This is a genomic window from Massilia agrisoli (assembly GCF_020831365.1).
Taxonomy (GTDB): domain Bacteria; phylum Pseudomonadota; class Gammaproteobacteria; order Burkholderiales; family Burkholderiaceae_D; genus Telluria_A; species Telluria_A agrisoli.
In genome coordinates, this window is the sequence record NZ_JAJHPV010000009.1 from 294,571 (window position 1) to 319,152 (window position 24,582).

General features: G+C 60.6%; 29 protein-coding genes and 1 pseudogene. 26 read left to right on the top strand and 4 right to left on the bottom strand.

The window, feature by feature from the left end:
• Nucleotides 1-25 precede the first annotated feature (25 nt).
• Genes LMJ30_RS05810 through LMJ30_RS05820 form a run of 3 tightly spaced genes read right to left on the bottom strand, consistent with a single transcriptional unit; the run spans nucleotide 26 to nucleotide 4,195 of the window.
• The gene (locus LMJ30_RS05810) at nucleotides 26-1,462 is read right to left on the bottom strand and encodes a phosphotransferase (RefSeq protein ID WP_229431398.1); all 1,437 of its coding nucleotides are present in this window, start codon (nucleotides 1,460-1,462) and stop codon (nucleotides 26-28) included.
• Nucleotides 1,462-2,328, bottom strand: a complete 867-nt coding sequence (locus tag LMJ30_RS05815) for a sensor histidine kinase (protein ID WP_229431399.1) — start codon at nucleotides 2,326-2,328, stop codon at nucleotides 1,462-1,464. The genes LMJ30_RS05810 and LMJ30_RS05815 overlap by 1 nt, the downstream gene beginning before the upstream one ends.
• A 10-nt stretch (nucleotides 2,329-2,338) precedes the next feature.
• Complete coding sequence (locus LMJ30_RS05820) at nucleotides 2,339-4,195, bottom strand: AAA family ATPase (RefSeq protein WP_229431400.1); 1,857 nt, start codon at nucleotides 4,193-4,195, stop codon at nucleotides 2,339-2,341.
• A gap of 196 nt (nucleotides 4,196-4,391) precedes the next feature.
• Between LMJ30_RS05820 and gltD the strand changes: the two are divergent.
• The 25 genes and pseudogenes from gltD to tatC all read left to right on the top strand — a co-directional run.
• A pseudogene (gene gltD, locus LMJ30_RS05825) lies at nucleotides 4,392-4,583 on the top strand (glutamate synthase); the annotation flags it as partial.
• Between the two features lie 378 nt (nucleotides 4,584-4,961).
• Entirely contained in the window at nucleotides 4,962-5,765 is an 804-nt protein-coding gene (locus LMJ30_RS05830) for an ABC transporter ATP-binding protein (protein WP_229431401.1), read from the top strand.
• Nucleotides 5,762-6,562, top strand: a complete 801-nt coding sequence (gene mlaE / locus LMJ30_RS05835; protein ID WP_267869560.1) for a lipid asymmetry maintenance ABC transporter permease subunit MlaE — start codon at nucleotides 5,762-5,764, stop codon at nucleotides 6,560-6,562. Before LMJ30_RS05830 ends, mlaE begins: the two co-directional genes overlap by 4 nt.
• A gap of 51 nt (nucleotides 6,563-6,613) precedes the next feature.
• Entirely contained in the window at nucleotides 6,614-7,090 is a 477-nt protein-coding gene (gene mlaD, locus LMJ30_RS05840) for an outer membrane lipid asymmetry maintenance protein MlaD (RefSeq protein ID WP_229431402.1), read from the top strand.
• Nucleotides 7,087-7,926, top strand: coding sequence for an MlaA family lipoprotein (locus LMJ30_RS05845; RefSeq protein WP_229431403.1), 840 nt, complete (start codon nucleotides 7,087-7,089; stop codon nucleotides 7,924-7,926). The genes mlaD and LMJ30_RS05845 overlap by 4 nt, the downstream gene beginning before the upstream one ends.
• Nucleotides 7,927-8,007: 81 nt before the next feature.
• Nucleotides 8,008-8,640 (top strand): MlaC/ttg2D family ABC transporter substrate-binding protein, encoded by a 633-nt coding sequence (locus tag LMJ30_RS05850; protein ID WP_229431404.1) that lies wholly within the window; start codon nucleotides 8,008-8,010, stop codon nucleotides 8,638-8,640.
• A gap of 20 nt (nucleotides 8,641-8,660) precedes the next feature.
• Nucleotides 8,661-8,939: an STAS domain-containing protein gene (locus tag LMJ30_RS05855; protein WP_229431405.1), complete on the top strand. Its 279-nt coding sequence runs from the start codon at nucleotides 8,661-8,663 to the stop codon at nucleotides 8,937-8,939.
• Between the two features lie 169 nt (nucleotides 8,940-9,108).
• Nucleotides 9,109-10,020: an ABC transporter ATP-binding protein gene (locus LMJ30_RS05860; RefSeq protein ID WP_229431406.1), complete on the top strand. Its 912-nt coding sequence runs from the start codon at nucleotides 9,109-9,111 to the stop codon at nucleotides 10,018-10,020.
• On the top strand, nucleotides 10,017-10,784 hold the full coding sequence (locus LMJ30_RS05865; RefSeq protein WP_229431407.1) for an ABC transporter permease: 768 nt from the start codon (nucleotides 10,017-10,019) through the stop codon (nucleotides 10,782-10,784). The genes LMJ30_RS05860 and LMJ30_RS05865 overlap by 4 nt, the downstream gene beginning before the upstream one ends.
• Before the next feature lie 16 nt (nucleotides 10,785-10,800).
• Nucleotides 10,801-11,037, top strand: a complete 237-nt coding sequence (locus LMJ30_RS05870; RefSeq protein WP_229431408.1) for a BolA family protein — start codon at nucleotides 10,801-10,803, stop codon at nucleotides 11,035-11,037.
• Between the two features lie 4 nt (nucleotides 11,038-11,041).
• Complete coding sequence (gene murA, locus LMJ30_RS05875) at nucleotides 11,042-12,292, top strand: UDP-N-acetylglucosamine 1-carboxyvinyltransferase (protein ID WP_229431409.1); 1,251 nt, start codon at nucleotides 11,042-11,044, stop codon at nucleotides 12,290-12,292.
• Nucleotides 12,293-12,967, top strand: coding sequence for an ATP phosphoribosyltransferase (hisG, locus tag LMJ30_RS05880; RefSeq protein WP_229431410.1), 675 nt, complete (start codon nucleotides 12,293-12,295; stop codon nucleotides 12,965-12,967). It begins immediately after the preceding gene.
• Nucleotides 12,968-12,973: 6 nt separating this feature from the next.
• The gene (hisD, locus tag LMJ30_RS05885) at nucleotides 12,974-14,290 is read left to right on the top strand and encodes a histidinol dehydrogenase (RefSeq protein ID WP_229431411.1); all 1,317 of its coding nucleotides are present in this window, start codon (nucleotides 12,974-12,976) and stop codon (nucleotides 14,288-14,290) included.
• On the top strand, nucleotides 14,287-15,105 hold the full coding sequence (locus LMJ30_RS05890) for a DNA-methyltransferase (RefSeq protein WP_229431412.1): 819 nt from the start codon (nucleotides 14,287-14,289) through the stop codon (nucleotides 15,103-15,105). Before hisD ends, LMJ30_RS05890 begins: the two co-directional genes overlap by 4 nt.
• A 3-nt stretch (nucleotides 15,106-15,108) precedes the next feature.
• Nucleotides 15,109-16,200, top strand: a complete 1,092-nt coding sequence (hisC, locus tag LMJ30_RS05895) for a histidinol-phosphate transaminase (RefSeq protein ID WP_229431413.1) — start codon at nucleotides 15,109-15,111, stop codon at nucleotides 16,198-16,200.
• Nucleotides 16,201-16,247: 47 nt separating this feature from the next.
• Nucleotides 16,248-16,838 (top strand): imidazoleglycerol-phosphate dehydratase HisB, encoded by a 591-nt coding sequence (hisB, locus tag LMJ30_RS05900; protein ID WP_169464279.1) that lies wholly within the window; start codon nucleotides 16,248-16,250, stop codon nucleotides 16,836-16,838.
• A 20-nt stretch (nucleotides 16,839-16,858) separates the two neighbouring features.
• Nucleotides 16,859-17,497 (top strand): imidazole glycerol phosphate synthase subunit HisH, encoded by a 639-nt coding sequence (gene hisH / locus LMJ30_RS05905; RefSeq protein WP_229431414.1) that lies wholly within the window; start codon nucleotides 16,859-16,861, stop codon nucleotides 17,495-17,497.
• 30 nt (nucleotides 17,498-17,527) lie between these two features.
• On the top strand, nucleotides 17,528-18,319 hold the full coding sequence (hisA, locus tag LMJ30_RS05910) for a 1-(5-phosphoribosyl)-5-[(5-phosphoribosylamino)methylideneamino]imidazole-4-carboxamide isomerase (protein WP_229431415.1): 792 nt from the start codon (nucleotides 17,528-17,530) through the stop codon (nucleotides 18,317-18,319).
• A 4-nt stretch (nucleotides 18,320-18,323) separates the two neighbouring features.
• Nucleotides 18,324-19,085 (top strand): imidazole glycerol phosphate synthase subunit HisF, encoded by a 762-nt coding sequence (hisF, locus tag LMJ30_RS05915; protein ID WP_229431416.1) that lies wholly within the window; start codon nucleotides 18,324-18,326, stop codon nucleotides 19,083-19,085.
• Nucleotides 19,086-19,110: 25 nt separating this feature from the next.
• Nucleotides 19,111-19,551, top strand: coding sequence for a phosphoribosyl-AMP cyclohydrolase (gene hisI, locus LMJ30_RS05920; protein ID WP_229431417.1), 441 nt, complete (start codon nucleotides 19,111-19,113; stop codon nucleotides 19,549-19,551).
• Nucleotides 19,548-19,886, top strand: a complete 339-nt coding sequence (locus LMJ30_RS05925; RefSeq protein WP_229431418.1) for a phosphoribosyl-ATP diphosphatase — start codon at nucleotides 19,548-19,550, stop codon at nucleotides 19,884-19,886. Before hisI ends, LMJ30_RS05925 begins: the two co-directional genes overlap by 4 nt.
• A gap of 69 nt (nucleotides 19,887-19,955) precedes the next feature.
• Nucleotides 19,956-20,327 carry a histidine triad nucleotide-binding protein gene (locus tag LMJ30_RS05930; RefSeq protein ID WP_229431419.1) on the top strand — a complete coding sequence of 124 codons (372 nt, stop codon included), beginning with the start codon at nucleotides 19,956-19,958 and terminating at the stop codon, nucleotides 20,325-20,327.
• A gap of 81 nt (nucleotides 20,328-20,408) precedes the next feature.
• Nucleotides 20,409-20,636 carry a Sec-independent protein translocase subunit TatA gene (tatA, locus tag LMJ30_RS05935; protein ID WP_229431528.1) on the top strand — a complete coding sequence of 76 codons (228 nt, stop codon included), beginning with the start codon at nucleotides 20,409-20,411 and terminating at the stop codon, nucleotides 20,634-20,636.
• Between the two features lie 51 nt (nucleotides 20,637-20,687).
• The gene (gene tatB / locus LMJ30_RS05940) at nucleotides 20,688-21,173 is read left to right on the top strand and encodes a Sec-independent protein translocase protein TatB (protein ID WP_229431420.1); all 486 of its coding nucleotides are present in this window, start codon (nucleotides 20,688-20,690) and stop codon (nucleotides 21,171-21,173) included.
• Nucleotides 21,174-21,929, top strand: a complete 756-nt coding sequence (gene tatC / locus LMJ30_RS05945) for a twin-arginine translocase subunit TatC (protein WP_229431421.1) — start codon at nucleotides 21,174-21,176, stop codon at nucleotides 21,927-21,929.
• Nucleotides 21,930-21,971: 42 nt separating this feature from the next.
• On the opposite strand, the gene LMJ30_RS05950 is transcribed toward tatC, so the two are convergent.
• Complete coding sequence (locus tag LMJ30_RS05950; RefSeq protein WP_229431422.1) at nucleotides 21,972-23,714, bottom strand: extracellular catalytic domain type 1 short-chain-length polyhydroxyalkanoate depolymerase; 1,743 nt, start codon at nucleotides 23,712-23,714, stop codon at nucleotides 21,972-21,974.
• A gap of 325 nt (nucleotides 23,715-24,039) precedes the next feature.
• Between LMJ30_RS05950 and LMJ30_RS05955 the strand changes: the two genes are divergently transcribed.
• Nucleotides 24,040-24,570, top strand: coding sequence for a DinB family protein (locus LMJ30_RS05955; protein WP_229431423.1), 531 nt, complete (start codon nucleotides 24,040-24,042; stop codon nucleotides 24,568-24,570).
• The last annotated feature ends 12 nt before the right edge of the window (nucleotides 24,571-24,582 follow it).

Here is a 24,582-nt window from a genome sequence, read left to right on the forward strand (position 1 = left end):
TTGCTCGCCCGTGTGGAAGGACCGTTTACGTCAATGTCTCATCGATCTCCCGTTTCGAAAAATCAATAAGTGCTTGCGCTAAGTTCTTGTCGGTGTCGCCGTACTTTAGTTGTCTTAAACAGAAACAATAGATCAACGCAAAGTATGTACGTGGGGACTGGCAGATGAGTTGGTCGATCCAGATCTTGCATCCACCGAAAAATTCGGAAAAATCTTTATCCCTATGTTCAGATGGGGTAACCAATAACGTAATAACGTCGTCAGCGTTGAAGCGGCCTAGCATTGACTCGGATGTTTGGGGGTGGAAGAATGGACTCAAGCAAAGAGTAATGGGGTCGAAAGCTATGGCGCCGTCATCGACATCTCCGAAATCGATTACCAGAGGATCTCCAGCGGGAGAAACGAGAATGTTGCCTCCGTGAAGGTCCCCATGTTTCTTGCCCCACACAACGTTGACCTCAATTTTTTCGAAGGCATGAATCCACTCCAAGGGGAAGCTTGCCATCAGTGACTCCAATACCTTATCCTCTAGGAGTTGCCGACGTAAGTCTGAAATCGCAATTCTTCGTTGGTATCCCCCATCGATCCATGGCTCGAAAAGATCACGCATCTTTAGAGAAAGTACGCCCAATTGTTCAGGGCATTTAACCAGAAAATCCGCGAAACAATCGACATGTTCGTTGGCGAGTCTGTAGAAAATCCCGCCTGTCGACTTCGCCCCATGCGTCAGAAAACAAATTCGCGTGGGGAAGGCACCAACTCCGAGTGCCGTGACGTTGGTATCAAACTTTCGGACCTCGTCTGCTAAAGAATTTACGGGGCCGATGCGCCCGACCGCTTGGTTTGTGCACCGCCCTGCGCCATTAAAGACTCCAAGCTTATAGACGGATGCGTCTGACATCCCGCCCTTAAGCTGAGTGACCTCGCAAACCACGCCCTTCATCCGACGAGTAAATAACTTCAAGACCCGTTTCTGATCGGGACTGATCGATTGCCCAGTAGCCTCGCGAATCTCTATATTCTGTAACCCTTCAAAAAGCGATTGGAGCTGTTTGACGTGCGCCAAAAGATCCGCTAAGTCGAGCTTCCGATAAACTTTAACCCCAGCATGCGCAGCTTCGGTACCCCAATAGTCAGCGGCTATAGAATGCTCATTCAGAAGCCTGGTGACGAATGGTTCTGTTGAAGATCCGGTCAGGAAGCAAATTGGTGTTCCTTGAGCAAGCTCCCGGCAATACCCAAAGACCGCTTCACCATGGCTAACGTTCGCATCAATCGAGTCATCAGTAGGAGGGATCTTTAGGTCTACTATAAAAAGATCAAAAAATTGTTCTCTAATCATTCGCTCGGCGCTATCCCTGCTAGCTGCGCGCATGACATTACCGCTCCCAACGATTTCCCCCAACTCCGAGATCAGTTCCCCCGCAAACTGATCCTCGTCATCGATAACTAAAATCTTCATTATTTATACCACCGAAGTTCAAATGTTGCACCTTTTCCCTCTGGTGAGGTAACCGAAAGATGTCCTTCTAGTGCCTGCATCGCTTGTTTTACAATCGAAAGGCCCATACCAAAATGGCCCGCTTTGCTGGTACGCCCAAGGGTTCTTCCAGGATCTTCGATTCGCCCTAGGCCGACACCGTCGTCGATTATGGCTATCCAATAATCCGCGTCAGTTTCGCCCCAATTGATTAGAATGGGGCCTACCGGGCGACTATCGCGCGCTTCAACTGACGACTCAATCGCGTTCCGAATTCCGTTGATCGCTGCAATCCGTATTAGTCCTTTATCAACGTGAGCGATGCATCGGGGCGTTCCGAGCAATTGAATGTCGAGACCCAAATTGTCCGTCTCGTCAAGTAATTCCTGTAGCACAACGCCAATATCCAGATCCTCGACGTTAGTCACCTCTGAGGCTAAACGCAGGTTACTTAGAGCATGAAAATATAGTCGCAAAATTTCAAATTGTCTTTTGGTTTCGCTTACTTCGTAGTTTGGAATCTCTTTTTTTATCTTAACACCTAGGAGGCCGACAAGTGGCTCAAGTTCGTGTAGTAGAGCACTTGCAACTTCCTTCAATGCTCGCGAATGAGCAAGCTCCGGAGAAGGGGTATTTGTTTCACCAGCAGGAACCTGATCCAAAGGCGGCGCTGGCGGTCCGTGTTGGGTGATCGTTTCGAGCGTCATCGCTAGCGCTCTCTTTACCCAACCTACGTTTTCCTTGGCCGACCATATCCTTAGAAAATTAAGGTCTTCATAAGTATGATTACGTACGAAATATCGTGCTGCGCGGAGGCGATCGTGCGAGCCATCTGATTGGGCCAGCATTATTGCATCCTCACGGCTTATTGACATCGGATAGCCCCTTACCTTGATAGAATTCCGCGCGCTTTGCGAACGCGAAGCGGCCGCCCTCCATAACGTTACTTATGGCATCAACCACAGTCGGATGCTCAAGCGAGTCGGCCAATCGCACATAGCCACGGCGACCGTCTGATGCCATCTGGATGACTTTGTCGGCGTTGCCCAGCACTGGTATATTCGCATTGTGCGTCGTGAATATTAACTGAGCGGATGCCGCGCGATTGCTTAATGACTTGATCAGGGTATCCGCAATGAACGCGTTATCGATATGGTCTTCAGGCTGGTCAACGATAACAATTTTGTCTTCGTGTTCAAGTACGATTGGCAAAACTACTGTGCAACGTTGGCCCGTAGACAACGATATAATATCTTTGAATTCAGAACCATCCAGTAACATAAACCTGATGTCGTCCTCGACCAGGCAGGTCGAAATCTCCCCCAAGCCGGCATCTTTAAGCTGAGCGATCACCCGGATTGCTCGATCCGCTGATATATTGGCAATCTCGGCAATTTGCTCATAATCTCCACTCTCGACAAGATTCGTGAGCTCACGTGGACTAATCATTTGAGTGATGGATTTGGATAGCTCGCCGTATCGGATGCCACTTCCTTTTAAGCTTTCGGATAAAAGTCGAGTATAGCTTTCGATTTGCGCAGCTCGATCTACGTCGATTCTAATTCGTGGCCCCAAATTCCGATTGATTGAGTCGCAGACCGCCCTTCGGAGCTCATAGCGCGCATTTCGGATTTCGTCAAGATTGTCGAGTCTTACTTTTCGCTGCGCAACCAACTCCGCATCCCGGGACAATTTTGCATCCTTTAGGGCTTTTAGCCCAAGCAACTGCGCTCGTGACTCCCTAAGTCGGGCGCCCTCTCGCGTGATCGCGCCCGCGCCCTCCATAATTACTTCGATTTCTTTCCGTAGCTCCCGAGCTTGACTCTCTAACAGCGAGCGTTCGCCCGCAAGCGCAACCCTCCCTGCCGACTCGTCGGTTGCCATTTTATGGATCTCGTTGTACGCCTTAACGATTGTGTTCACAGCGTCAAAGTATCGCACCTTCGTGTCGGCTAGCGGATCAGGACTGTCTTTGAAAGGCCAGTCCTCAACTTGTGCACCGTTTTTAATTCCTTTGTAAACTTCGTTTACTAGTTCGCGCGCGTGCGTCTCAAATCGCGCAATATAAGAGTCGCGTACGGATAGCGTTGATATTTGAGCCGAAAGCACATCCAGGCTTTTCTGCTTCAACGCCGCCGATTCCGAAAAAGTCGAAATCGCTTTTTCTTTCTCCTCGATTGATAATATGGATGTCTCGATCTGCGGTAATAAAGCAATCTTGTCGTCTAGAGCCTTTATTTCACGGGAGAGTATCTCTATCTCTGCCGTAATCGATTTGATCGACCCGACACACGAGACTTCACTTGCCTGTATTTTAGTTTTATCTTGAATAAAGCTATCAATTAGTTGCAACCTGCCGGAAGCCTGAAGGCCGATAGACTCCACTTCTGTTTGCGACATAATTATTGGGGGATCGACCGCTGCTGATGCGAAGCGCTCGGTGTCATCTCCAGAGCGCGTAACCAGTATTTCCGCCTCGTTTTCTTTGAGTGTTACGGTAACCTTACCCCGGCCCAATACAGCCGTGGCATGTTCTAAACTTCGCTTTGAGGTCTCGGACGTGAAGCTAGGCGCGCCTAGGCAAAACCGGATTAGTTCGATAACTGATGTCTTGCCGGTTCCACGAGCGCCGATTAGCGTGTTGAGGCCCGGCGAAAATCGTATGTCGAGTCCGTCCAAAAAGCCCTCTTCCACCTGCAATCTCTCAATAAACATCTTCCGTCCTATCGTTAAGGTTCCTACAGTCCGCCATACTACCGTTGTCGGGGTGACGAAAGCAGATTAAAGGCTGTACACCACTTGCTCATCAATGATCTCATGCAATTCAAAGTACGTCGAGGTGGTCGGCTTCTATATGGCGACGTGCGTTGAAGCAGAAATCGGACAGTTACTCGATGGCCTTAGCGTCGGGAGGGACGCGCGCGGCAACGTCCGCGCCACGACGGATGGCGACGGCTGCTACAAGACATCCGCGCCAAATGTATTTGCAGCGAGCGACCTGCGCCGTGGGCAGTCGCTGGAGGTGTGGGCGATTCGCGAGGGCCGCCAGGCGGCACGTGCGGTCGACGAGTCCCTGATGGGCTCGTCGGTACTGACGCGATAAAAACGTCAAACCGGCGGATGCTCGCTTGCGCGCTTATACGCCCCACGGGAATTCTAGGTAGGGCGGATAAGCGCGCATCCGCCGCTTTCGCCGCCATAAATGACCTGCCGCACGGCACCAAATTGAGGGCCGATCCGGAACGTTGCTTTACGGAATACATTGACGTAGCGCAATAGGGTGTCAGTCAGCCATATGCATACATACGTGTCTGTCGGTATCTTTCCTAACAAAAACAATTACTTACATTCGGAAATATCTGACCCGCCGTTCAGTAGTGTTGTATTATCACGTCGCGGCGCCTCCGGGAAATGGGGTCCCTCAAGCAGAGATTGACCTTTCTGCACTACAATACCGGATTCCCCAATCTGAACAGCCGCCGTGCCTAATCTCGTTGAAATCCGCGATCTCCACTTCGCCTACGGAACCCGCTCCATCCTTTCTGACCTGCAGATGGACTTTCCACGTGGCAAGGTTGTGGCCGTCATGGGTGGTTCCGGTTGCGGCAAGACGACCGTTCTGCGCCTGATCGGCGGCCAGCTGCGCCCGCAGCGCGGCAGCGTGACGGTCAACGGCGAAGTCGTGCACAAACTCAATACCGCTGGCCTCTACCGCATGCGCCGCAAGATGGGCATGTTGTTCCAGTTCGGCGCCTTGTTTACCGACCTGAGCGTGTTCGACAACGTGGCCTTTCCGCTGCGCGAGCACACGGACCTGCCGCAAGAACTGATCCGCGACCTGGTGCTGCTCAAGCTGAACGCGGTCGGCCTGCGTAACGCCGCCAAGCTCAAGCCGTCCGAAATCTCGGGCGGCATGGCGCGCCGCGTTGCCGTGGCCCGCGCCGTCGCGCTCGACCCGGAACTGATCATGTACGACGAGCCCTTCGCCGGCCTCGACCCGATCTCGATGGGCGTCACCGCCAACCTGATCCGCCGCCTGAACGATGTGCTCGGCTCGACCTCGATCCTGGTGTCGCACGACGTGCACGAGTGCTTCGCGATCGCCGATTACGTTTACTTTATGTCTGCCGGAAAAATCGTGGCCCAGGGCACGCCTGCCGAGCTGCGCGTGTCGGACGACCCGTACGTCAAGCAGTTCGTCAACGCTGCCCCGGATGGCCCGGTTCCCTTCCACTATCCGGGCAAGTCGCTTGCTGACGACCTCGGCCTTGGAGCACTGAAATGACCGCCGTCATCAATATCGTCCTGAACGTGCTGGAGGCGGTCGGCCGCTTCGTGCGCGAAAGCATCGAGCACATCGGCTTCGCCACGCGCTCCTTCCTGACCCTGCTGAGGCTGTCGCCCGGCGCGTTTGCGCGTCCGGCCCTGATTTCCGAGCAGATCCACTTCATCGGTAACTATTCGCTGGTGATCATCATCGTGTCCGGCCTGTTCGTCGGCATGGTGCTGGGCCTGCAGGGCTACATCACCCTGACCCCGTACGGCGCCGAACAGAAACTCGGCCAGGTGGTCGCGCTGTCGCTGGTGCGCGAATTGGGCCCGGTGGTGACCGCGCTGCTGTTCGCCGGCCGCGCCGGCACCTCGCTGACCGCACAGATCGGCCTGATGAAGGCGGGCGAGCAATTGTCCGCCATGGAAATGATGGCGATTAACCCGATCCAGCGCGTGCTCGCGCCCCGCTTCTGGGCGGGCGTGATCGCCATGCCGGTGCTGGCCACCATCTTCAGCGCGGTTGGCGTGATGGGCGGCTACCTGGTCGGCGTGCAGCTGATCGGCGTCGACGAAGGCGCGTTCTGGTCGCAGATGCAGGCCAACGTCGATGTGCAGTCGGACATCCTCAATGGCGTGCTCAAGAGCTTTATCTTCGGCATCGCCGTGACCTTCACGGCGTTGTTCCAGGGCTACCACGCCCAACCGACGCCGGAAGACGTGTCGCGCGCCACCACGCGCACTGTCGTGATCGCTTCACTGATGGTCTGGGGGCTCGATTTCGTGCTCACCGCCCTGATGTTCAACAACTAATTTGAATCCGGCCACGCTGTGCCGGCGAATAACAAGAGCTAGGAATGAATCATGCATCGTAAAACCATTGACGTCTGGGTTGGCCTGTTTGTACTGCTGGGATTGGCCGCACTCGTCTTCCTGGCCCTGAAGGCCGGCAATATGGCCACCATCTCGTTCGAGAAGACCTATGCGGTCAGCGCCAAGTTCGACAATATCGGCGGGCTGAAGCCCCAGGCGCCGGTGAAAAGCGCCGGTGTCGTGGTGGGCCGCGTGGGCGCGATTCAATTCGACGACAAGACTTATCAGGCTTTGGTAACCTTGGAGCTCGAGTCCGGCTACAAATTCCCGAAAGATAGCTCCTTGAAGATCCTCACTGCCGGCCTGCTGGGCGAGCAGTACATCGGTATTGAACCGGGTGGCGACCTCAACAACCTCGCCAATGGCGACCGTATCATGAGCACCCAATCGGCAACCGTGCTGGAAGACCTGATTAATCGGTTTATCTACAGCAAGGCTGCCGAAGGCACAGAAGAAAGCAAAGAATGACCAACAAGACCAATAAGTTCGCATTGCGCAATGTTGCGCTGGCCGGGGCGGCACTGCTGCTGGCCGGCTGCGCCACCAAGGGCAGCACCCCGGGCGATCCGCTCGAGTCGTACAACCGCGCCGTGTTTCAGTTCAACGACGCGGTCGACCGCGCCGCGCTCAAGCCTGCCGCGACCGTCTACAAGGAAGTCACGCCCCGCTTCGTGCAAACCGGCGTCAACAACTTCTTCGGCAACCTGGGCGATATCTGGAGTGCGGCCAATAACCTGATGCAGGGTAAGGGCGAAGCCGGCATGACCGATTTCACCCGCTTCACCCTGAACAGCACCTTGGGCCTCGCAGGCCTGCTGGACATTGCGTCCGAAGCCGGGCTGCAAAAGCACAACGAAGATTTCGGCCAGACCCTGGGCTACTGGGGCATGCCAAGCGGACCGTATTTCGTGCTGCCGCTGCTGGGCCCGTCGACGGTGCGCGACACCGCCGCGCTGCCGCTGGACATGGCTGCCGACCCGTGGAACTATGTCGATCCAACCGCTACCCGCAGCTGGGGTACCGGCCTGCGCATCGTCGACAAGCGCGCCGTGCTGCTTGAAGCGTCGAACCTGGTGGAAAGCGCCGCGCTGGGCGACCGTTATGTCTTCATCCGCGACGGTTACCTGCAGCGCCGCCAGAGCCAGGTATTCGACGGCGAAGGCGCGCGCAAGCCGCTGGGCAAGTCCAGCGACGAGCCGCTGGACGCCAAGGGTATCCAGGAAGCGTATGCCGATGATCCTGGTCCGACCGAAGCGCCTGCGCCAGCGCAGAAACCCGTGTCATCCGAAAAGCCCTCGAAGTAGTTAACCATTGTAACTGTCGTCTGCAAATTGCCAGATGACAGCTAGACTGGTACGTACTTAACCTATTTAAGAAGAGAGCCTATGAAACTCGTTAAACAATTATTCGCAATGGCAACGCTGGCATTTGCCGCTGCGGGCGCGCAGGCCGCGACCGAAGCGCCAGATGTCCTGATCAAGCGCATCAGCTCCGACGTCATCGAGACGGCCAAGAACGACAAGGAAATCCAGGCCGGCGACCAGAAGCGCGTCATGGCGCTGGTCGAGTCGAAAATCCTGCCGCACGTCGATTTCCAGCGCATGACCGCACTGGCGGCTGGCCGTTTCTGGCGCCAGGCGACGCCTGAGCAGCAACAGCAACTGGCCAATGAATTCAAAACCCTGCTGATCTTCACCTACGCCGGTGCACTGTCGCAGATCAAGAATGAAACCGTCGAGTTCAAGCCGCTGCGCGCCGACCCGGCCGACCAGCAGGTGGAAGTGCGCACCCAGGTCAACGTTACCCGCGGCGAACCGATCCAGCTGAACTACCGACTGGCGAAGTCGGCCGCCGGCTGGAAGATTTTCGACATCAACGTGCTGGGCGCGTGGCTGGTGGAAACCTACAAGGGCACCTTCGCTGCCGAGATCAACAAGTCGGGTATCGACGGCCTGATCAAGACCCTGGCCGAGCGCAACAAGAAGCTCGCCAGCAAGCCACTTAAAGCCGCCAAGTAAGCGGGCAGCGGAGACCATTTGTGGAATCGTTTGAAACCCTGACCGTTGAAAACGCCACGGCTGCGCTCGAGCGCGGCCTGGCGGCCATCAAGGACGGCCAGACTGTGTTTGACCTGGGCTGCATCCAGACGGCGGACTCGTCCGCCGTGGCGGTGCTGCTGGCGTGGCAGCGCGCCGCGCGCAAGGCCGGCACCACGCTGGCTTATACCAACATGCCTGCAAGCCTCAAGGGCCTGACCTCGCTCTACGGCGTTGACGACTTCCTGGTCGACAGCCCTGCCAACCTGCATCACCATTGACCTTGCTGTCATAACGCCGGCCCTGCGCCGGCGTATTCTCTGGGCAATATTCCCGCCCAACTCGCCTGACCCCGATTTCCCCTATAATTGCCTGTTTCCCCAAGCGGGCTTCGAAGCGCGCCCGCCGTTAAAGGGCATGCTGTCTATACAGGCTTAAAACAAAAAGAGCATGAGTGCTATCCAGATAAGCAAGGTCGAAAAAAGCTACAAGTCGCTCAAGGCGCTGGGCGGCGTATCATTGACCATCGAGCAAGGTGAATTTTTCGGGCTGCTTGGGCCCAACGGCGCCGGCAAGACCACCCTGATTTCCACCATCGCCGGCCTGATCCGGCCGGATGCCGGCAGCGTGTCCGTCCACGGCCATGACGTGGTCAAGGACTTCCGCGCCGCGCGCCGCAGCCTCGGCGTGGTTCCGCAGGAACTGGTGTTCGACCCCTTCTTCACGGTGCGCGAAACGCTGCGCCTGCAGTCCGGCTACTTCGGCCTGAAGAACAACGACAAGTGGATCGACGAGGTCATGGAAAACCTCGACCTGACCAACAAGGCCGACGCCAACATGCGCGCACTGTCCGGCGGCATGAAGCGCCGCGTGCTGGTGGCGCAGGCGCTGGTCCACAAGCCGCCCGTCATCGTGCTCGATGAACCGACCGCCGGCGTCGATGTCGAATTGCGCCAGACCCTGTGGAAGTTCATCTCGCGCCTGAACCGCGAGGGCCACACCATCGTGCTGACCACCCACTACCTGGAAGAAGCGCAGGCCATGTGCCAGCGCGTCGCCATGCTCAAGGGCGGCAAGGTGGTCGCACTCGAAAAGATGTCCGCCCTGCTGCGCCGCATCTCGGGCTCGCAGCTCAATGTGCACCTGGCCAGCGGCGACCTGCCGGAGGGCCTGCGCCACCTGGTCTCGCATGACGAGCACCATGACGGCAACAAATACAGCCTGCGCGTCAACGAATACAGCGAAGTCGAAGGCATCCTCGCGCGCCTGCGCGAATCGGGCGCCGTCATCGACGACATGCAGCTGCAGCAGGCCGACCTGGAAGACATCTTTTTACAGATCATGGAGCGTGGCACCGTATGAACTTGTTTTCCGTAGGCTTCCAGACCTTGCTCTACAAGGAGACGCTGCGCTTCTGGAAGGTCGCCACCCAGACCATCGCCGCCCCGATCCTGACTGCCATGCTGTACCTGTTGATCTTCGGCCATGTGCTCGAAGGCCGGGTCGAGGTCTACCCTGGCGTGAGCTACACCGCCTTCCTGGTGCCCGGCCTGGTGATGATGAGCGTGCTGCAGAACGCGTTCGCCAACTCCTCGTCCTCGCTGATCCAGTCCAAAATCACCGGCAACCTGGTCTTCATCCTGCTGCCGCCGCTGTCGCACTGGGAGATCATCTCGGCCTACGTGCTGGCCTCGGTCACGCGCGGGCTGGCGGTGGGCGCGGGCGTCTTCATCATCACCGCATGGTTCGCCGACCTGCACTTCGCGCAGCCGGTATGGATCGCGGTGTTCGCGCTGATTGGCGCGGCCATCCTCGGCACCATGGGCGTCATCGCCGGCATCTGGGCCGAGAAGTTCGACCAGCTCGCCGCCTTCCAGAACTTCCTGATCGTGCCCGCCACCTTCCTGGCCGGCGTGTTCTACTCGATCCACTCGCTACCGCCGTTCTGGCAGGCGGTCTCGCATTTCAACCCGTTCTTTTATATGATTGACGGGTTCCGCCACGGTTTCTTCGGCGTTTCGGACGTGTCGCCATGGACCAGCCTGGGCATCGCCCTGGTGTTCTTTGCGGTCCTGTCGGCATTCGCCATCAACATGCTTTCGCGCGGCTACAAGCTGCGCCACTAATTCGATAGGACCCATTGTGGAAACTACGCCAGAACTCATTCACAGCTACATCAGCAACGGACTCGTTTGCACCCACCTCGAAGTCGATGGCGACGGCCGCCACTTCAGCGCCCTGATCGTGTCGCCTGCCTTCGAAGGCAAGCGCCTGATCCAGCGCCACCAGCTGGTATATGCTGCACTCGGAGACCGCATGCGTGAAGAGATCCACGCGCTGTCGATGAAGACCCTCACCCCTGCTGAATACCAAGGATAAAAATATGGACAAGCTCCAGATTGTCGGCGGCAAGCGCCTCAATGGCGACATCACTATCTCCGGCGCCAAAAACGCCGCATTGCCGATCCTGTGCGCCGGCCTCCTGACCGCGGGCGACCTCGAACTGACCAACGTGCCGCGCCTGCATGACGTGAAGACCATCCTGCGCATCCTCGCCGAGACCGGGCTGAAGGTCGACCACGACGACGAGCGCGTGACCCTGAACGGCAGCGGCATCGACAAGCTGGAAGCATCCTACGAGCTGGTGAAAACGATGCGCGCCTCGATCCTGGTACTGGGCCCGCTGCTGGCGCGTTTCGGCGAAGCCAAGGTGTCGCTGCCCGGCGGCTGCGCGATCGGTTCGCGCCCTGTCGACCAGCACATCAAGGGCCTGCAGGCACTGGGCGCCGAGATCTCGATCGAAGGCGGCTACATCTACGCCAAGTGTAAAAAGCTCAAGGGTGCGCGCATCCACACCGACATGATTACCGTCACCGGCACCGAGAACCTGCTGATGGCCGCCACCCTGGCCGAAGGCGAGACCGTGCTGGAAAACGCCGCGCGCGAGCCTGAAGTGACAGACCTGGCCAACCTCTTGGTGAAGATGGGCGCGAAGATCGACGGTATCGGCACTGACCGCCTGGTGATCCAGGGCGTGCCGGAACTGCATGGAGCGAAGCACGCGGTGATTTCCGACCGCATCGAGGCGGCGACTTTCCTGTGCGCGGTCGCCGCCACAGGGGGCGACATCAACATCACCAACACCCGGACCGACATCTTCGACGTCGCCCTCGACAAGCTGCGCGAACTCGGGCTTGACATGGTTGTCGGCGCAAATTCGATCCGCGCGACGATGAACGCGCGCCCGCGCCCGGTCTCGTTCCGTACCACCGAATACCCGGGCTTCCCGACCGACATGCAGGCCCAGTTCATGGCTGTCAACACGATCGCGTCGGGCACCAGCCGCGTCACCGAGACCATTTTCGAGAACCGCTTCATGCACGTGCAGGAGATGAACCGCCTTGGCGCCAGCATCCAGACGGAGGGCAACACCGCCTTTATCAAAGGCGTCGAGCGCCTCGTGGGCGCACCTGTGATGGCGACCGACCTGCGCGCATCGGCCTCGCTGGTGATCGCCGCGATGGCTGCCGAAGGCACCACCGTTATCGACCGCATCTATCACCTCGACCGTGGCTATGACCGCATGGAAGCGAAGCTGTCGGCAGTTGGCGCCGACGTCGTCCGGATCAAGTAAATGAGCGAAGTATTCAACCCGGCCAAGCGCCAGCTGATTTTGGCGCTGTCGAAAGGCCGCATCTTCGAGGACACGCTGCCGCTGCTGGAGGCGGCCGGCATCACCGTCACCGAAAATCCCGAGACCTCGCGCAAGCTGATCCTCGACACCAGCGACCCTGACGTGCGCGTGATCATCGTGCGCGCCAGCGACGTGCCGACCTACGTGCAGTACGGGGCGGCCGACTTCGGCGTGGCCGGCAAGGACGTGCTGCTCGAGCACGGCGGCGAAGGCCTGTACCAGCCGATCGACCTGAAGATCGCCGCCTGCCGCATGTCGGTCGCGGTGCACGCCGGCTTCGATTACGAGACCGCCGTGCGCCAGGGCGCGCGCCTGCGCGTGGCCACCAAGTTCGTCCAGACCGCGCGCGAGCACTTTGCCGCCAAGGGCGTGCACGTCGACCTGATCAAGCTGTATGGCTCGATGGAGCTGGCCCCGCTGGTCGGCCTGTCGGACGCCATCGTCGACGTTGTCTCCACCGGCAGCACGCTGCGCGCCAACAACCTGGTCGAAGTCGAGAAGATCATGGATATCTCGTCGCGCCTCGTCGTCAACCAGGCCGCACTCAAACTCAAGCGCGAGCGTCTGCAACCTATCCTGGCAGCGTTCGAACGCGCCTCGGGCATCGCAAAGTAATCAAACATGACCATCCAGATCCGCAAACTCGATTCCCTTGATGCCGGCTTCAGGCAGCAGCTGGACACATTGCTGGCGTTCGAAGCGTCCACCGACGACGCCATCGAAAGCGCGGTCGCGAAGATTTTGAAGGATGTCAAAGTGCGCGGCGACGCCGCCGTGCTGGAATATACCAACCGCTTCGACCGGGTCAGCGCGTCAGGCATGGCCGCATTCGATATCGGCCAGGATGAATTGCAGGCAGCATTAAGCAGCCTGCCGCAGGCGCAGCGGGAGGCGCTGCAGGTGGCCGCCCATCGCATCCGCGTGTTCCACGAGCGCCAGAAGCAGGAACTGGGCGGCTTTACCTACACCGAGCCTGACGGCACGGTGCTGGGCCAGCGCATCACGCCGCTCGACCGCGTCGGCATCTATGTCCCCGGCGGCAAGGCAACCTATCCGTCCTCGGTGCTGATGAACGCGATTCCCGCCAAGGTGGCTGGCGTCGCAGAGATCATCATGGTGGTGCCGACGCCTGACGGGGTAAAGAACCAGATCGTGCTGGCCGCCGCCGCGATTGCCGGGGTCACCCGCGTCATCACCATCGGCGGCGCCCAGGCAGTCGGCGCGCTCGCATACGGTACCGAGACCATTGCGGCGGTCGACAAGATCGTCGGCCCCGGCAACGCCTACGTGGCCGCCGCCAAGCGCCGCGTGTTCGGCACCGTCGGCATCGACATGATCGCCGGCCCCTCCGAAATCCTGGTGCTGTGCGACGGCACCACCGACCCTGACTGGGTCGCGATGGACCTGTTCTCGCAGGCCGAGCACGACGAACTGGCGCAGGCCATCATGCTGTGCCCCGACGCTGGCTACATCGCGCAGGTCGAGGCCAGCATCCACAAGCTGCTGCCGACGATGGCGCGCCAGGACACCATCCGCACCTCGATGACGGACCGCGGCGCGCTGGTCAAGGTGCGCGACATGGAGGAAGCCTGCGAGATCGCCAACGCCATCGCCGCCGAGCACCTTGAAATCTCCGCCGAGAACCCGCAGCAGTGGGCCGACAAGATCCGCCATGCGGGCGCCATGTTCCTCGGCCGCTTCTCGTCAGAGTCGCTGGGCGACTACTGCTGCGGCCCTAACCACGTGCTGCCGACGTCGCGCACTGCGCGTTTCTCGTCGCCGCTGGGCGTGTACGACTTCCAGAAGCGCTCGTCGATCCTTTACGTCAGCGAAGCCGGCGCGCAAACGCTCGGCAAGGTCGCGGCCGAACTGGCCTACGGCGAAGGCCTGCAGGCGCACGCCCGCAGCGCCGAACTGCGCCTGAAGCCCCAGCCATGACCGCTTGGGTCAACCAGGTGTTCTGCGAGGACGCCTTGAGCGGCCTTGCGCGCATCCCGGACGGGTCGATCGACCTGATCCTGACCGACCCGCCCTATAACCTCGGCAAGGACTATGGCAATGCGTCCGACCAGCAGAGCGTCGACGCCTACCTGGCCTGGACCGAGCAGTGGATCGATGCGGCGCTGCCCAAGCTTAAACCCAACGGCAGCCTGTACATCTTCCTGACCTGGCGCTTTTCGCCGGAGATCTTCGTGATGCTGAAAAAGCGCATGACGATGATGAACGAGATTATCTGGGACCGCCGGGTGCCGTCGATGGGCGGCAGCGTGCGCAGCTTCTCGTCGGTGCACGACACCATCGGTTTCTTCGTGAACCGCAAGGACTACTATTTCGACCTCGACGCCGTGCGCATCCCGTACGACGCCGCCACCAAGAAGGCGCGTTCGCGTTCGATTTTCGTTGGCGCCAAATGGCTGGAAGTAGGCTACAACCCGAAGGACCTGTGGAGCGTGTCGCGCCTTCACCGCGAGCATCCGGAGCGCGCCGACCACCCGACCCAGAAGCCGCTCGAAATCATCGAGCGCATGGTCAAGGCCTCCTGCCCACCTGGCGGCGTGGTGCTCGATCCATTCATGGGCAGCGGTACCACGGCGCTGGCGGCCCAGCGCTGCGAGCGCAACTTCGTCGGCTTCGAGCTCAATGCCGACTACTGCGCGATTATCGAAAGCCGTTTGGCCGCACCCGGGCCGCAGCCGACCCGCAAGGCCGCCAAACGCAAGACCGCCGCCACCGCGGTCGCGAACCAGGAGTAAGGCATGCTTGAAAAGCTGATTGAAAATACCATCCGTCCGGACGTGCGCGCGCTGGCCACCTACCACGTGCCCGATGCAAGCGGCTATATCAAGCTCGACGCGATGGAAAACCCCTACGCGCTGCCGGACCGCCTGCGCACCGAGCTGGCGATGCGGCTGGCCGATGCGGTGCTGAACCGCTATCCGGTTCCCACCTACGCCACCCTGAAGCAGAAGATCCGCGCCAACCTGGGCGTGCCGGAAGGCTTCGACGTCATCCTCGGCAACGGTTCGGACGAAATCATCAGCATCATCGCGACCGCGGTGGCGCGTACCGACCGGCGCGCCGTCATCATGGCGCCGGTTCCCGCGTTCGTGATGTTCGCGCGCTCGGCCCAGATGGCCGGCTGCGACTTCGTCGGCGTGCCGCTCAAGGCCGACTTCTCGCTCGACCGCGAAGCCATGCTGGCCGCGATCGCCCAGCATAAGCCGGCGGCGCTGTTCCTGGCCTACCCGAACAACCCGACCGGCAACCTGTTCGACGAAGCGGACATGGAGGCGATCATCGAGGCGCTGGGAGACACTGGCATCGCCGTGGTGGACGAAGCCTACGGGCCGTTCGCCCAGGCAAGCTTCATGGACCGCCTGCCGCGCTATCCGAACCTGGTGGTGATGCGCACCTTGTCCAAGCTTGGCCTGGCCGGCATCCGCCTCGGCTACCTGGCGGCCAGCCCGGCGCTGCTGGAGCAGCTGGACAAGGTACGCCCGCCCTACAACGTGAACGTGCTGACCCAGGTGGCCGCCGAATTTGCGCTCGATCACATCGACGTGCTGAACGCCCAGGCCGACGCGCTCAATGCGGCGCGCAACGAGCTGGCGGCAAGCCTCGCCACGCTGCCCGGCGTGACCGTTTTCCCTTCGCGCGCCAACTTCCTGCTGGTGCGCGTACCCGATGCTGATCGTGCTTGCGCGCAACTCCTAGCGGACAAGATCATGATCAAAAATATGAGTAAAATGCACGGACTGCTGGCGAATTGCATCCGTGTTACCGTGAGTACTCCAGAAGAAAATTCCGCCTTCGTCGAGGCCCTGCGGGCCGCCCTCGAAACGCGCTGATTCCTTCGACGAGTTTGCAATGATGTCGTATTAACCGAGCCATTTTCATGACCCGCACCGCAGAAATAACGCGCAACACCAACGAGACGAAAATCCGCGTCGCGATCAACCTTGACGGCACCGGCCAGCAAAAGCTGAACACCGGCGTGCCCTTCCTGGACCACATGCTCGACCAGATCGCGCGCCATGGCCTGATCGACCTCGATATCGAGTGCATCGGCGACCTGCATATCGACGCCCACCACTCGGTCGAAGACACCGGCATCACGCTCGGCATGGCGGTCGCCCAGGCCATTGGCGACAAGAAGGGCATCCGCCGCTACGGCCACGCCTACGTGCCCTTGGACGAAGCGCTGTCGCGCGTGGTGATCGATTTCTCGGGCCGTCCGGGGCTGGAGATGCACGTGCCATGGAAGCGCGCGATGATCGGCAATTTCGACGTCGACCTGGCGCACGAATTCTTCCAGGGCTTCGTCAACCACGCGCTGGTGTCGCTGCACATCGATAACCTGCGCGGCGAGAACGCCCACCACCAGTGCGAGACCGTGTTCAAGGCCTTCGGCCGCGCGCTGCGCATGGCCGCCGAGCTCGACGACCGCGCGCTTGGCACCATCCCGTCGACCAAAGGCAGCCTGTAACCAACCGACTGCCCACTCTCATGAATAAAATTGTTGTAGTCGATTACGGCATGGGCAACCTGCGCTCCGTCGCGCAGGCGCTGCGGGCCGTGGCGCCTGACGCCGAGGTGCTCATTTCCGGCGAAGTAGCTGACATCGACAGCGCCGACCGCATCGTGCTGCCCGGCCAGGGCGCCATGCGCGACTGCATGCGCAGCCTGCGCGAATCCGGCGTGCAGGATGCGCTGCTGCGCGCCGCCAAAACCCGCCCGATGATGGGCGTGTGCGTGGGCGAGCAGATGCTGTTCGACGTCAGCGAAGAAGGCGACACGCCCGGCCTCGGCCTGTTGCCGGGCAAGGTGGTGCGCTTCCAGCTTGAAGGCCGGCGGCAAGGAGACGGCTCGCGCTTCAAGGTGCCGCAGATGGGCTGGAACCGGGTGCGCCAGTCGGCCGCCCACCCGCTGTGGAACGGCATCGAGGACAACAGCTACTTCTACTTCGTGCACAGTTTTTATGCGCAGCCTTCGCTGCCTTCGGACGTCATCGGCGAGACCGATTACGGCGGCGATTTCTGCTGCGCGGTCGCGCGCGACAATATCGTCGCCACCCAGTTCCACCCGGAGAAAAGTGCAGCCGCAGGACTGACGCTGTACAAGAATTTCGTCCACTGGAATCCCTGACTTAACCTTTCACCAACCAAGAACATCGCCATGCTGCTCATTCCTGCCATCGACCTCAAGGACGGTCACTGCGTCCGCCTGAAACAAGGCGACATGGAACTTGCCACCGTATTTTCCGAAGATCCCGCCGAGATGGCGCTGCACTGGCTCAAGCAGGGCGCGCGCCGCCTGCACCTCGTCGACCTGAACGGCGCTTTTGCCGGCAAGCCGAAGAACGAGGCAGCCGTGAAAGCCATCCTGAAGGCGGTCCAGGACTTCGCTGTCGAAAACGACATCGACGAGATCCCGGTCCAGCTGGGCGGCGGCATCCGAGACCTCGACACCATCGAGCGCTATCTCGACGCGGGCATCAGCTACATCATCGTCGGCACCGCCGCGGTCAAGAACCCGGGCTTTTTGCATGACGCCTGCGGCGCCTTCCCTGGCCACATCATCGTCGGCCTGGACGCCAAGGACGGCAAGGTCGCCACCGACGGCTGGAGCAAGATGTCCGGCCACGAAGTAATCGACCTGGCCAAGAAGTTCGAAGCCTACGGCGTCGAATCGATCATCTACACCGACATCGGCCGCGACGGCATGATGGGCGGAGTGAACATCGAGGCCACCGTCAAGCTGGCGCAAGCCGTGAAGATCCCGGTCATCGCGTCCGGCGGCCTGCACAACCTGGCCGACATCGAGGCGCTGTGCGCGGTGCAGGACGAAGGCATCGAAGGCGTGATCTGCGGCCGCTCGATCTACGAAGGCACGATCAACCTGCAGGAAGCGCAAGCACGCGCCGACGAACTGACCGACGGCGGCCTGGCCGATAGCGGCGAAGCCTGATCATATGCTCGCTAAACGAATCATTCCCTGCCTTGACGTGACCGATGGCCGCGTCGTCAAGGGCGTCAACTTCACCGAGCTGCGCGATGCCGGCGACCCGGTGGAGATCGCGCGCCGCTACGACGGACAGGGCGCCGACGAAATCACCTTCCTCGACATCACCGCGTCCAGCGATGGCCGCGACCTCATTTTGCATATCATCGAGCAGGTGGCGTCCAGCGTATTCATTCCGCTGACGGTCGGCGGCGGCGTGCGCAAGGTCGAGGATGTGCGCCGCCTGCTCAATGCCGGCGCGGACAAGGTCAGCATGAACACCTCGGCCGTCACCAATCCCCAGCTGGTATTCGACGCCTCGCAAAAGCACGGTTCGCAGTGCATTGTGGTGGCGATCGACGCCAAGCAGGTCGCACCTGGCAAGTGGGAAGTGTTCACCCACGGCGGGCGCAACGCCACCGGGCTTGATGCAGTCGAATGGGCGCGCAAGCTGGAAAGCCTGGGCGCCGGAGAGATCCTGCTGACCAGCATGGACCGCGACGGCACCAGGTCCGGCTTCGACCTGGGCCTGACCCGCGCGGTTTCGGACGCCATCGGCATTCCGGTGATCGCCTCGGGCGGCGTGGGCGGCCTGCAGGACCTGGCCGACGGTATCAAGCAAGGCCATGCCGATGCGGTACTGGCGGCCAGCATCTTCCACTACGGGCAGCACACGGTCGGCGAAGCCAAGCGCTTCATGGCCGCGCAGGGCATTCCGATGCGCCTCGCGTGACCGCCCAGGAACAACAGGAACACGTATGGTTACAGTAGCGACGACGGCGCCGAACGCCAAATGGCTCAAGAAGGTCAAGTGGGACGAACACGGCCTGGTGCCGGTGATCGCGCAGGAGGCGGGCAGCGGCGATGTGCTGATGTTCGCCTGGATGAACCGCGACGCCTTGTGCAAGACGGTGGAGCTGGGCGAGGCGGTGTACTGGAGCCGCTCGCGCAAGAAGCTGTGGCACAAGGGCGAGGAGTCGGGCCACGTGCAGAAGGTGCTTGAAATCCGCCTCGACTGCGACGAGGACGTGGTGCTGCTCAAGATCGAACAGGCCGGCGGCATCGCCTGCCACACCGGGCGCCACTCGTGCTTCTTCCAGAAGTTCGACGGCGACGTGATGAGCGGCGACTGGCAGTCCGTCGAGCCGGTGCTGCAGGACCCGGCCACCATCTATACCAAACCGAAAAAGAAAAAATGAGCCAGACCCTAGCCCGCGTGGCCGACACCATCGAATCGCGCAAACCTGAAAACGGCGGTGACCCCGCCACCTCGTATGTCGCCAAGCTGATGTCGAAGGGCGACGACGCCATTTTGAAAAAGATCGGCGAGGAAGCGACCGAGCTGGTGATGGCCGCCAAGGACGTGCGCGCCGGCGCCGACCGGTCGAAAGTGTTGTATGAATGCGCCGACCTGTGGTTCCATTCAATGGTGCTGCTGGCCCGCTTCGACCTGAGCCCGCAACAGGTGCTCGACGAGCTGGCGCGGCGCGAAGGCCTGTCGGGCATTGAAGAAAAAGCATCCCGCAAAGAATAAGAGAGCAAAGCGTCGTTCCCGCGCAGGCGGGAACGACGATGGATCCGATAACCGACCTAGGAAGCCAACATGAGCAACTGCATTTTCTGCAAGATCGCCGCAAAACAGATTCCGGCCGATGTCGTCTATGAGGACGACGAGCTGCTGGCGTTCAAGGACATCAACCCGGCCGCACCGGTGCACCTCCTGGTGATCCCGAAGCAGCACGTGGCCACGCTGTCCGAATGCAACGACGGCCACGCCGCGATGCTGGGCCGCATGATGGCGCTGGTGCCGAAGCTTGCCGCGGAACATGGCTGCGCCGTCAGCTTCGATGGGCAGGGCGAGCCGCGCGGTGGCTACAAGACGCTGATTAACAGTGGCCCGGATGGCGGCCAGGAGGTGTACCATTTGCACTTGCACATGTACGGCGGTCCGCGCCCGTGGAAAGGCCAGCGCTAATTCTGACGTAGCCGGGCGCATCGCGTAAAATACCGCAGGTTTCATGGATATGGGCCGTTGGTTGCCCGCAAGGAGAAAATGATGGGTTCAATGAGTATTTGGCACTGGCTGATCGTGCTGGTCGTAATTCTGCTGGTGTTCGGCACTAAAAAGCTGGGCAACATGGGCGGCGACATCGGCAAGGCAGTCAAAGGTTTCAAGGACGGCGTCAAGGGCGAGGAAGACAAGCCGGCTGCGCCTGCTGCAACCCAGCATGTTGCTGACAAGACCACGATCGACGTCGACACGAAAGAGAAGACGAAGCTGTAAGCCGGCCCGGCGTGCCCTGGCGCACGCCTGCCAGCCCAGGTTTACCCCTCAATGATCGATCTCGGACTCTCCAAACTCGCCATTATCGGCGTGGTGGCGCTGGTAGTCATCGGCCCTGAAAAGCTCCCCAAGGTGGCGCGCATGGCCGGGACTTTGTACGGCCGCGCGCAGCGCTACCTGCACGACATCAAATCCGAAGTCAGCCGCGAAATCGAACTCGACGAACTGCGCAACCTGCAGAAGGAAGTCGAGGAGACGGCGCACTCGATCAAGGAAAACGTCGAGCACACGCTGGCCGAAAGCCGCGACGACGTCGAAGCCGCATGGCGCGGCCACGATTCGTCCCCCGGCGTCACTGCCACGATGGACGACATCGAACGCAAGGCGCGCGACTTCCGGCGCAAGAAGCTGGTGCGCAATTCGGCCGTTCCCGGCTGGTACAAGAAGCGCCATGGCGGCAAGACCCACATCATGTCGGGCGCCGCCCGCGTGCGCAAGTTCCGCCCCGGTGTCCAATCCAAATCTTCGTTCTTCTAAATGACTGAAAAAGCTGCGGGCGAAGAGACCTTTATCTCCCACCTGATCGAACTGCGCGACCGCCTGGTCAAGGCCTCGATCGGCATTGCCCTGATGTTCGGCCTGCTGGCGCTGTGGCCCGGCCCGGCTGCGATTTACGACATCCTGGCCGCGCCGATGATTGCTGCGCTGCCGGTCGGGTCAAAAATGATTGCCACCGGCGTCATCGCGCCTTTCCTGGTGCCGATGAAAGTGACCCTCGTGATTGCCTTCATGCTGGCGCTGCCCTGGGTGTTTTACCAGGTGTGGGCCTTCATCGCGCCCGGGCTGTATGCCCATGAAAAAAAACTGGTGCTGCCGCTGGTGATTTCGTCGTCGCTGCTGTTCATCGGCGGCGTCGCCTTCTGTTATTTCTTCGTGTTTGGGCGGGTGTTCGCCTTCATTGCCGGCTTCTCGCCGCAGTCGATCGCGGTAACCCCGGACATCGAGAACTACCTCGACTTTGTGATGTCGATGTGCCTGGCCTTCGGCGTGACCTTCGAAGTGCCGGTGGTCGTCGTGATCCTGGTGCGCATGGGCATCGTCAGCGTGGCCAAGCTCAAGGAAATCCGTTCCTACGTCATCGTCGGCGCCTTTGTCATTGCCGCCATCGTGACCCCGCCGGACGTGGTCAGCCAGCTGGCGCTGGCCATCCCGATGTGCCTGCTCTACGAACTGGGCCTGCTGCTGGCGCCGGTGTTTGTGCGCGCCACCCAGGTGCCTGAAGAGCCGGTCTGAGCCTCATCCCTGCGCGCGTTTCCGCGCGCAGGGCTCCCTTCCTTACGGACAGTTTCCGATCACGTAATACCCGGCCGAGGTCTGCGCCAGCGTGGTCGTGTAGAACGTATTGTTCAGCCCCATGTTCTGGTTTGAACCGTTGGCCAGCGCGTAGCCGCCGCTGTCATGCGCCCGTCCCGCCTGCACATGGTTGTAGTTGCTGGTGTTGGTCGTGCTGCAGGTGAACGCCGAAGCGGTGGTCCCTTGCACTGCTCCCGACAGGGCGCTCTCCGATCCGCCCGCCACAGTCGATGCCTGGTAGCTGTAGGTGGTGCTGGCCGCAAGGCCGGTATCGGTGTATGCCGTGCCGGCGACAGGCGAAGCGTTCACCTTCACGCCGTTACGATAGACGTTGTAGCCGGTAGCGCCCGACGCGGCGCTCCACGACAGCGCGATCGAACTGGCGGTCCTGGCGCCCACCGTCAGCCCCGATGGCGGCAGGATGGCCGGCGGCGGGCCGACCAGGAAGCCTGGAATATTGCACACCGACGAGGTCAGGCCCTTGGCGCTGTCGGTCGCCGTCACGGTGCCGCTGTAATTGCCGTCCGCCCGCGACGCATACGCCTTGCTGAAGCTGGCGCCGCTGCCCGCAGCCGCATCGTTGACCGGTGTCGGCCCGTTCAGCACCACCTTGTAGCTGGTCACCGAGCCGCCGGAACTGCTGCCCGCGCCGGAGACGGTGACCGTGCTGCCCGACACCGTGGCGCTGCACGAGCTCATGACTGGCGGCGGCACCTGTGCTACCCGCAGGTTATTGGTGAACCAGAAATTCATCAGGAACATCGGGTAGTTGACCTTGGTGGCGTCCACATAATGACCGTTCTGCCCGCCGGTGCCCGCAGGCCAGGCGTGGCCCATGCCGGTAACAGTGATTTCCGAGGTGCGCACCTTGCCGTTGCTGTCGGTGTAGGGAATATTGCTGCCGCCGGTAGGCACGGTGACGGCGGCGCCCTTGGTGTACGTGCCGCCATAGGTCAGGCGCATCGCGGCCGCATCCATCGGCCCGTAGGCCTGGGCCACCGTGTAGTCGTTGGTTCCCCAGATGACGCTGGCGATTTGCGTGCTGAAACTTGGTGCATAGCTGCCGGCGAGGCTCTTGCACTTGTTGGACGCCGTGGTCGCGGTAAAGCCGGATGGCACGAAGCCGATCTGGCTGGTGGTGGTGCCCGGCGGCGGTCCTGCGTTGATGCCGGTGCCGGCAAAGATATCCGGCGCGATGCAGCCGAGCGCCATCGCCTGCCCACCGCCCGACGACAACCCGGCGATATAAACCTGCTTGGGGTCGATTGCATACTGCGTGTTCGAGACGAAACGGTTGACCAGGTCGAGCAAAATGCCGTCATGCCCCGTGCTGCGGTTGTGGCTGGTGCTGGCGTAGTCCCAGCAATGCGAGCCATACACATTGCCGGTGGCGTTGGGCGCCACGATCACCGCCCCGTACTGGTCGGCTGCGGCCTTCCAGTTGAAGCCTTTGTCGGCCGCCTTGTCGATCACGTCGCCGGCCGCCGTCATGGCGCAGCCGTGCAGCACGATGACCAGCGCGCGCTTGCCCGCGAGAGCCGGCTGCGTTGCCGGCCAGTAGTAGTAGCCGGTCAGCGCGCCGCCGTTGACGGTGTCGCTGGCCCACGTCTGGTTTGCGCTCCACGTGCCCGGGCCGGCCTGTACCTGCGCCTGCGCGGCTGCGGGGGCCAGCAGCGCCAGTGATGCGCCCCATGCTGCGAGTGTCGGTGTAATCGTCAATGCCATATCCTGTCTCCGTTCTTTAAAGATTAAAGGGTGGGTTCGGCTTTTCGCTCTTTTTGCTGATGCAGCGCCACGGCGGAACAGGCGGAATGAAGCCGCCGGGGTCCGGGACGTGGTTTCTTGGAAATGGTGAAGGTGATGACCGCGCGGGGAGGCTTTGGCGGCCGGGCAATATGCACAGAAAATCACAGCCCAGGTGAATTCTACTGCGATTGTCCCGCAGAAAAACCGGTGTTCGCGGTTCGTTCCGGCACGCCGCGTGTGCGTAATTGCACACGCGCATGCGCGTGCCCTACAATGCGATTTCTACAGGAAACGAGGGATTCCCATGAGCATGTGCGAGCACATCAGGTTGATGGCGCAATACAACGAATGGATGAATACCCGGCTGTATGACGCGGCGATGAGTTTGCCTGCGGATGAGGTGCTGGCGGACAAGGGGGCCTTCTTCGGCTCGCTGTACGGCACCCTGAACCATATCCTGCTTGGCGACACGATCTGGCTTCAGCGCTTCGCCACGCACCCGGCGGCGCACAGCTCGCTGGACCCGGTGCGCGCCATGCCCAGGCCATTCACCTACGACGAGCGCCAAGGCGACTTCCTGGCGCTGCGCGAACGCCGCGCCGCGCTGGACAGGGTGATCGTCGCATGGGCAGGGGAATTGACCGAGGCTGACCTCGGCCACGTGCTCAAGTACAACAACATCAAGGGAACGCCATTCTCGCGCTCGTTTTCCGCGCTGGTAATGCACTTTTTCAACCACCAGACGCATCACCGAGGCCAGGCGACTACCTTGTTGTCGCAGGCCGGTGTCGATCCGGGATCCACCGACCTGCTGATGTTGATTCCGGAAGCGTAAAACCTCTTTCCG

Excerpts from the sequence above, each read along its gene's own strand:
- LMJ30_RS05810 (WP_229431398.1), bottom strand. The coding sequence starts at position 1,462 with ATGAAGATTTTAGTTATCGATGACGAGGATCAGTTTGCGGGGGAACTG.
- LMJ30_RS05815 (WP_229431399.1), bottom strand. The coding sequence starts at position 2,328 with ATGCTGGCCCAATCAGATGGCTCGCACGATCGCCTCCGCGCAGCACGA.
- LMJ30_RS05820 (WP_229431400.1), bottom strand. The coding sequence starts at position 4,195 with ATGTTTATTGAGAGATTGCAGGTGGAAGAGGGCTTTTTGGACGGACTC.
- mlaE (WP_267869560.1), top strand. The coding sequence starts at position 5,762 with ATGACCGCCGTCATCAATATCGTCCTGAACGTGCTGGAGGCGGTCGGC.
- mlaD (WP_229431402.1), top strand. The coding sequence starts at position 6,614 with ATGCATCGTAAAACCATTGACGTCTGGGTTGGCCTGTTTGTACTGCTG.
- LMJ30_RS05845 (WP_229431403.1), top strand. The coding sequence starts at position 7,087 with ATGACCAACAAGACCAATAAGTTCGCATTGCGCAATGTTGCGCTGGCC.
- LMJ30_RS05850 (WP_229431404.1), top strand. The coding sequence starts at position 8,008 with ATGAAACTCGTTAAACAATTATTCGCAATGGCAACGCTGGCATTTGCC.
- LMJ30_RS05860 (WP_229431406.1), top strand. The coding sequence starts at position 9,109 with ATGAGTGCTATCCAGATAAGCAAGGTCGAAAAAAGCTACAAGTCGCTC.
- LMJ30_RS05865 (WP_229431407.1), top strand. The coding sequence starts at position 10,017 with ATGAACTTGTTTTCCGTAGGCTTCCAGACCTTGCTCTACAAGGAGACG.
- murA (WP_229431409.1), top strand. The coding sequence starts at position 11,042 with ATGGACAAGCTCCAGATTGTCGGCGGCAAGCGCCTCAATGGCGACATC.
- hisG (WP_229431410.1), top strand. The coding sequence starts at position 12,293 with ATGAGCGAAGTATTCAACCCGGCCAAGCGCCAGCTGATTTTGGCGCTG.
- hisD (WP_229431411.1), top strand. The coding sequence starts at position 12,974 with ATGACCATCCAGATCCGCAAACTCGATTCCCTTGATGCCGGCTTCAGG.
- LMJ30_RS05890 (WP_229431412.1), top strand. The coding sequence starts at position 14,287 with ATGACCGCTTGGGTCAACCAGGTGTTCTGCGAGGACGCCTTGAGCGGC.
- hisC (WP_229431413.1), top strand. The coding sequence starts at position 15,109 with ATGCTTGAAAAGCTGATTGAAAATACCATCCGTCCGGACGTGCGCGCG.
- hisB (WP_169464279.1), top strand. The coding sequence starts at position 16,248 with ATGACCCGCACCGCAGAAATAACGCGCAACACCAACGAGACGAAAATC.
- hisH (WP_229431414.1), top strand. The coding sequence starts at position 16,859 with ATGAATAAAATTGTTGTAGTCGATTACGGCATGGGCAACCTGCGCTCC.
- hisA (WP_229431415.1), top strand. The coding sequence starts at position 17,528 with ATGCTGCTCATTCCTGCCATCGACCTCAAGGACGGTCACTGCGTCCGC.
- hisF (WP_229431416.1), top strand. The coding sequence starts at position 18,324 with ATGCTCGCTAAACGAATCATTCCCTGCCTTGACGTGACCGATGGCCGC.
- hisI (WP_229431417.1), top strand. The coding sequence starts at position 19,111 with ATGGTTACAGTAGCGACGACGGCGCCGAACGCCAAATGGCTCAAGAAG.
- LMJ30_RS05925 (WP_229431418.1), top strand. The coding sequence starts at position 19,548 with ATGAGCCAGACCCTAGCCCGCGTGGCCGACACCATCGAATCGCGCAAA.
- LMJ30_RS05930 (WP_229431419.1), top strand. The coding sequence starts at position 19,956 with ATGAGCAACTGCATTTTCTGCAAGATCGCCGCAAAACAGATTCCGGCC.
- tatA (WP_229431528.1), top strand. The coding sequence starts at position 20,409 with ATGGGTTCAATGAGTATTTGGCACTGGCTGATCGTGCTGGTCGTAATT.
- tatB (WP_229431420.1), top strand. The coding sequence starts at position 20,688 with ATGATCGATCTCGGACTCTCCAAACTCGCCATTATCGGCGTGGTGGCG.
- tatC (WP_229431421.1), top strand. The coding sequence starts at position 21,174 with ATGACTGAAAAAGCTGCGGGCGAAGAGACCTTTATCTCCCACCTGATC.
- LMJ30_RS05950 (WP_229431422.1), bottom strand. The coding sequence starts at position 23,714 with ATGGCATTGACGATTACACCGACACTCGCAGCATGGGGCGCATCACTG.
- LMJ30_RS05955 (WP_229431423.1), top strand. The coding sequence starts at position 24,040 with ATGAGCATGTGCGAGCACATCAGGTTGATGGCGCAATACAACGAATGG.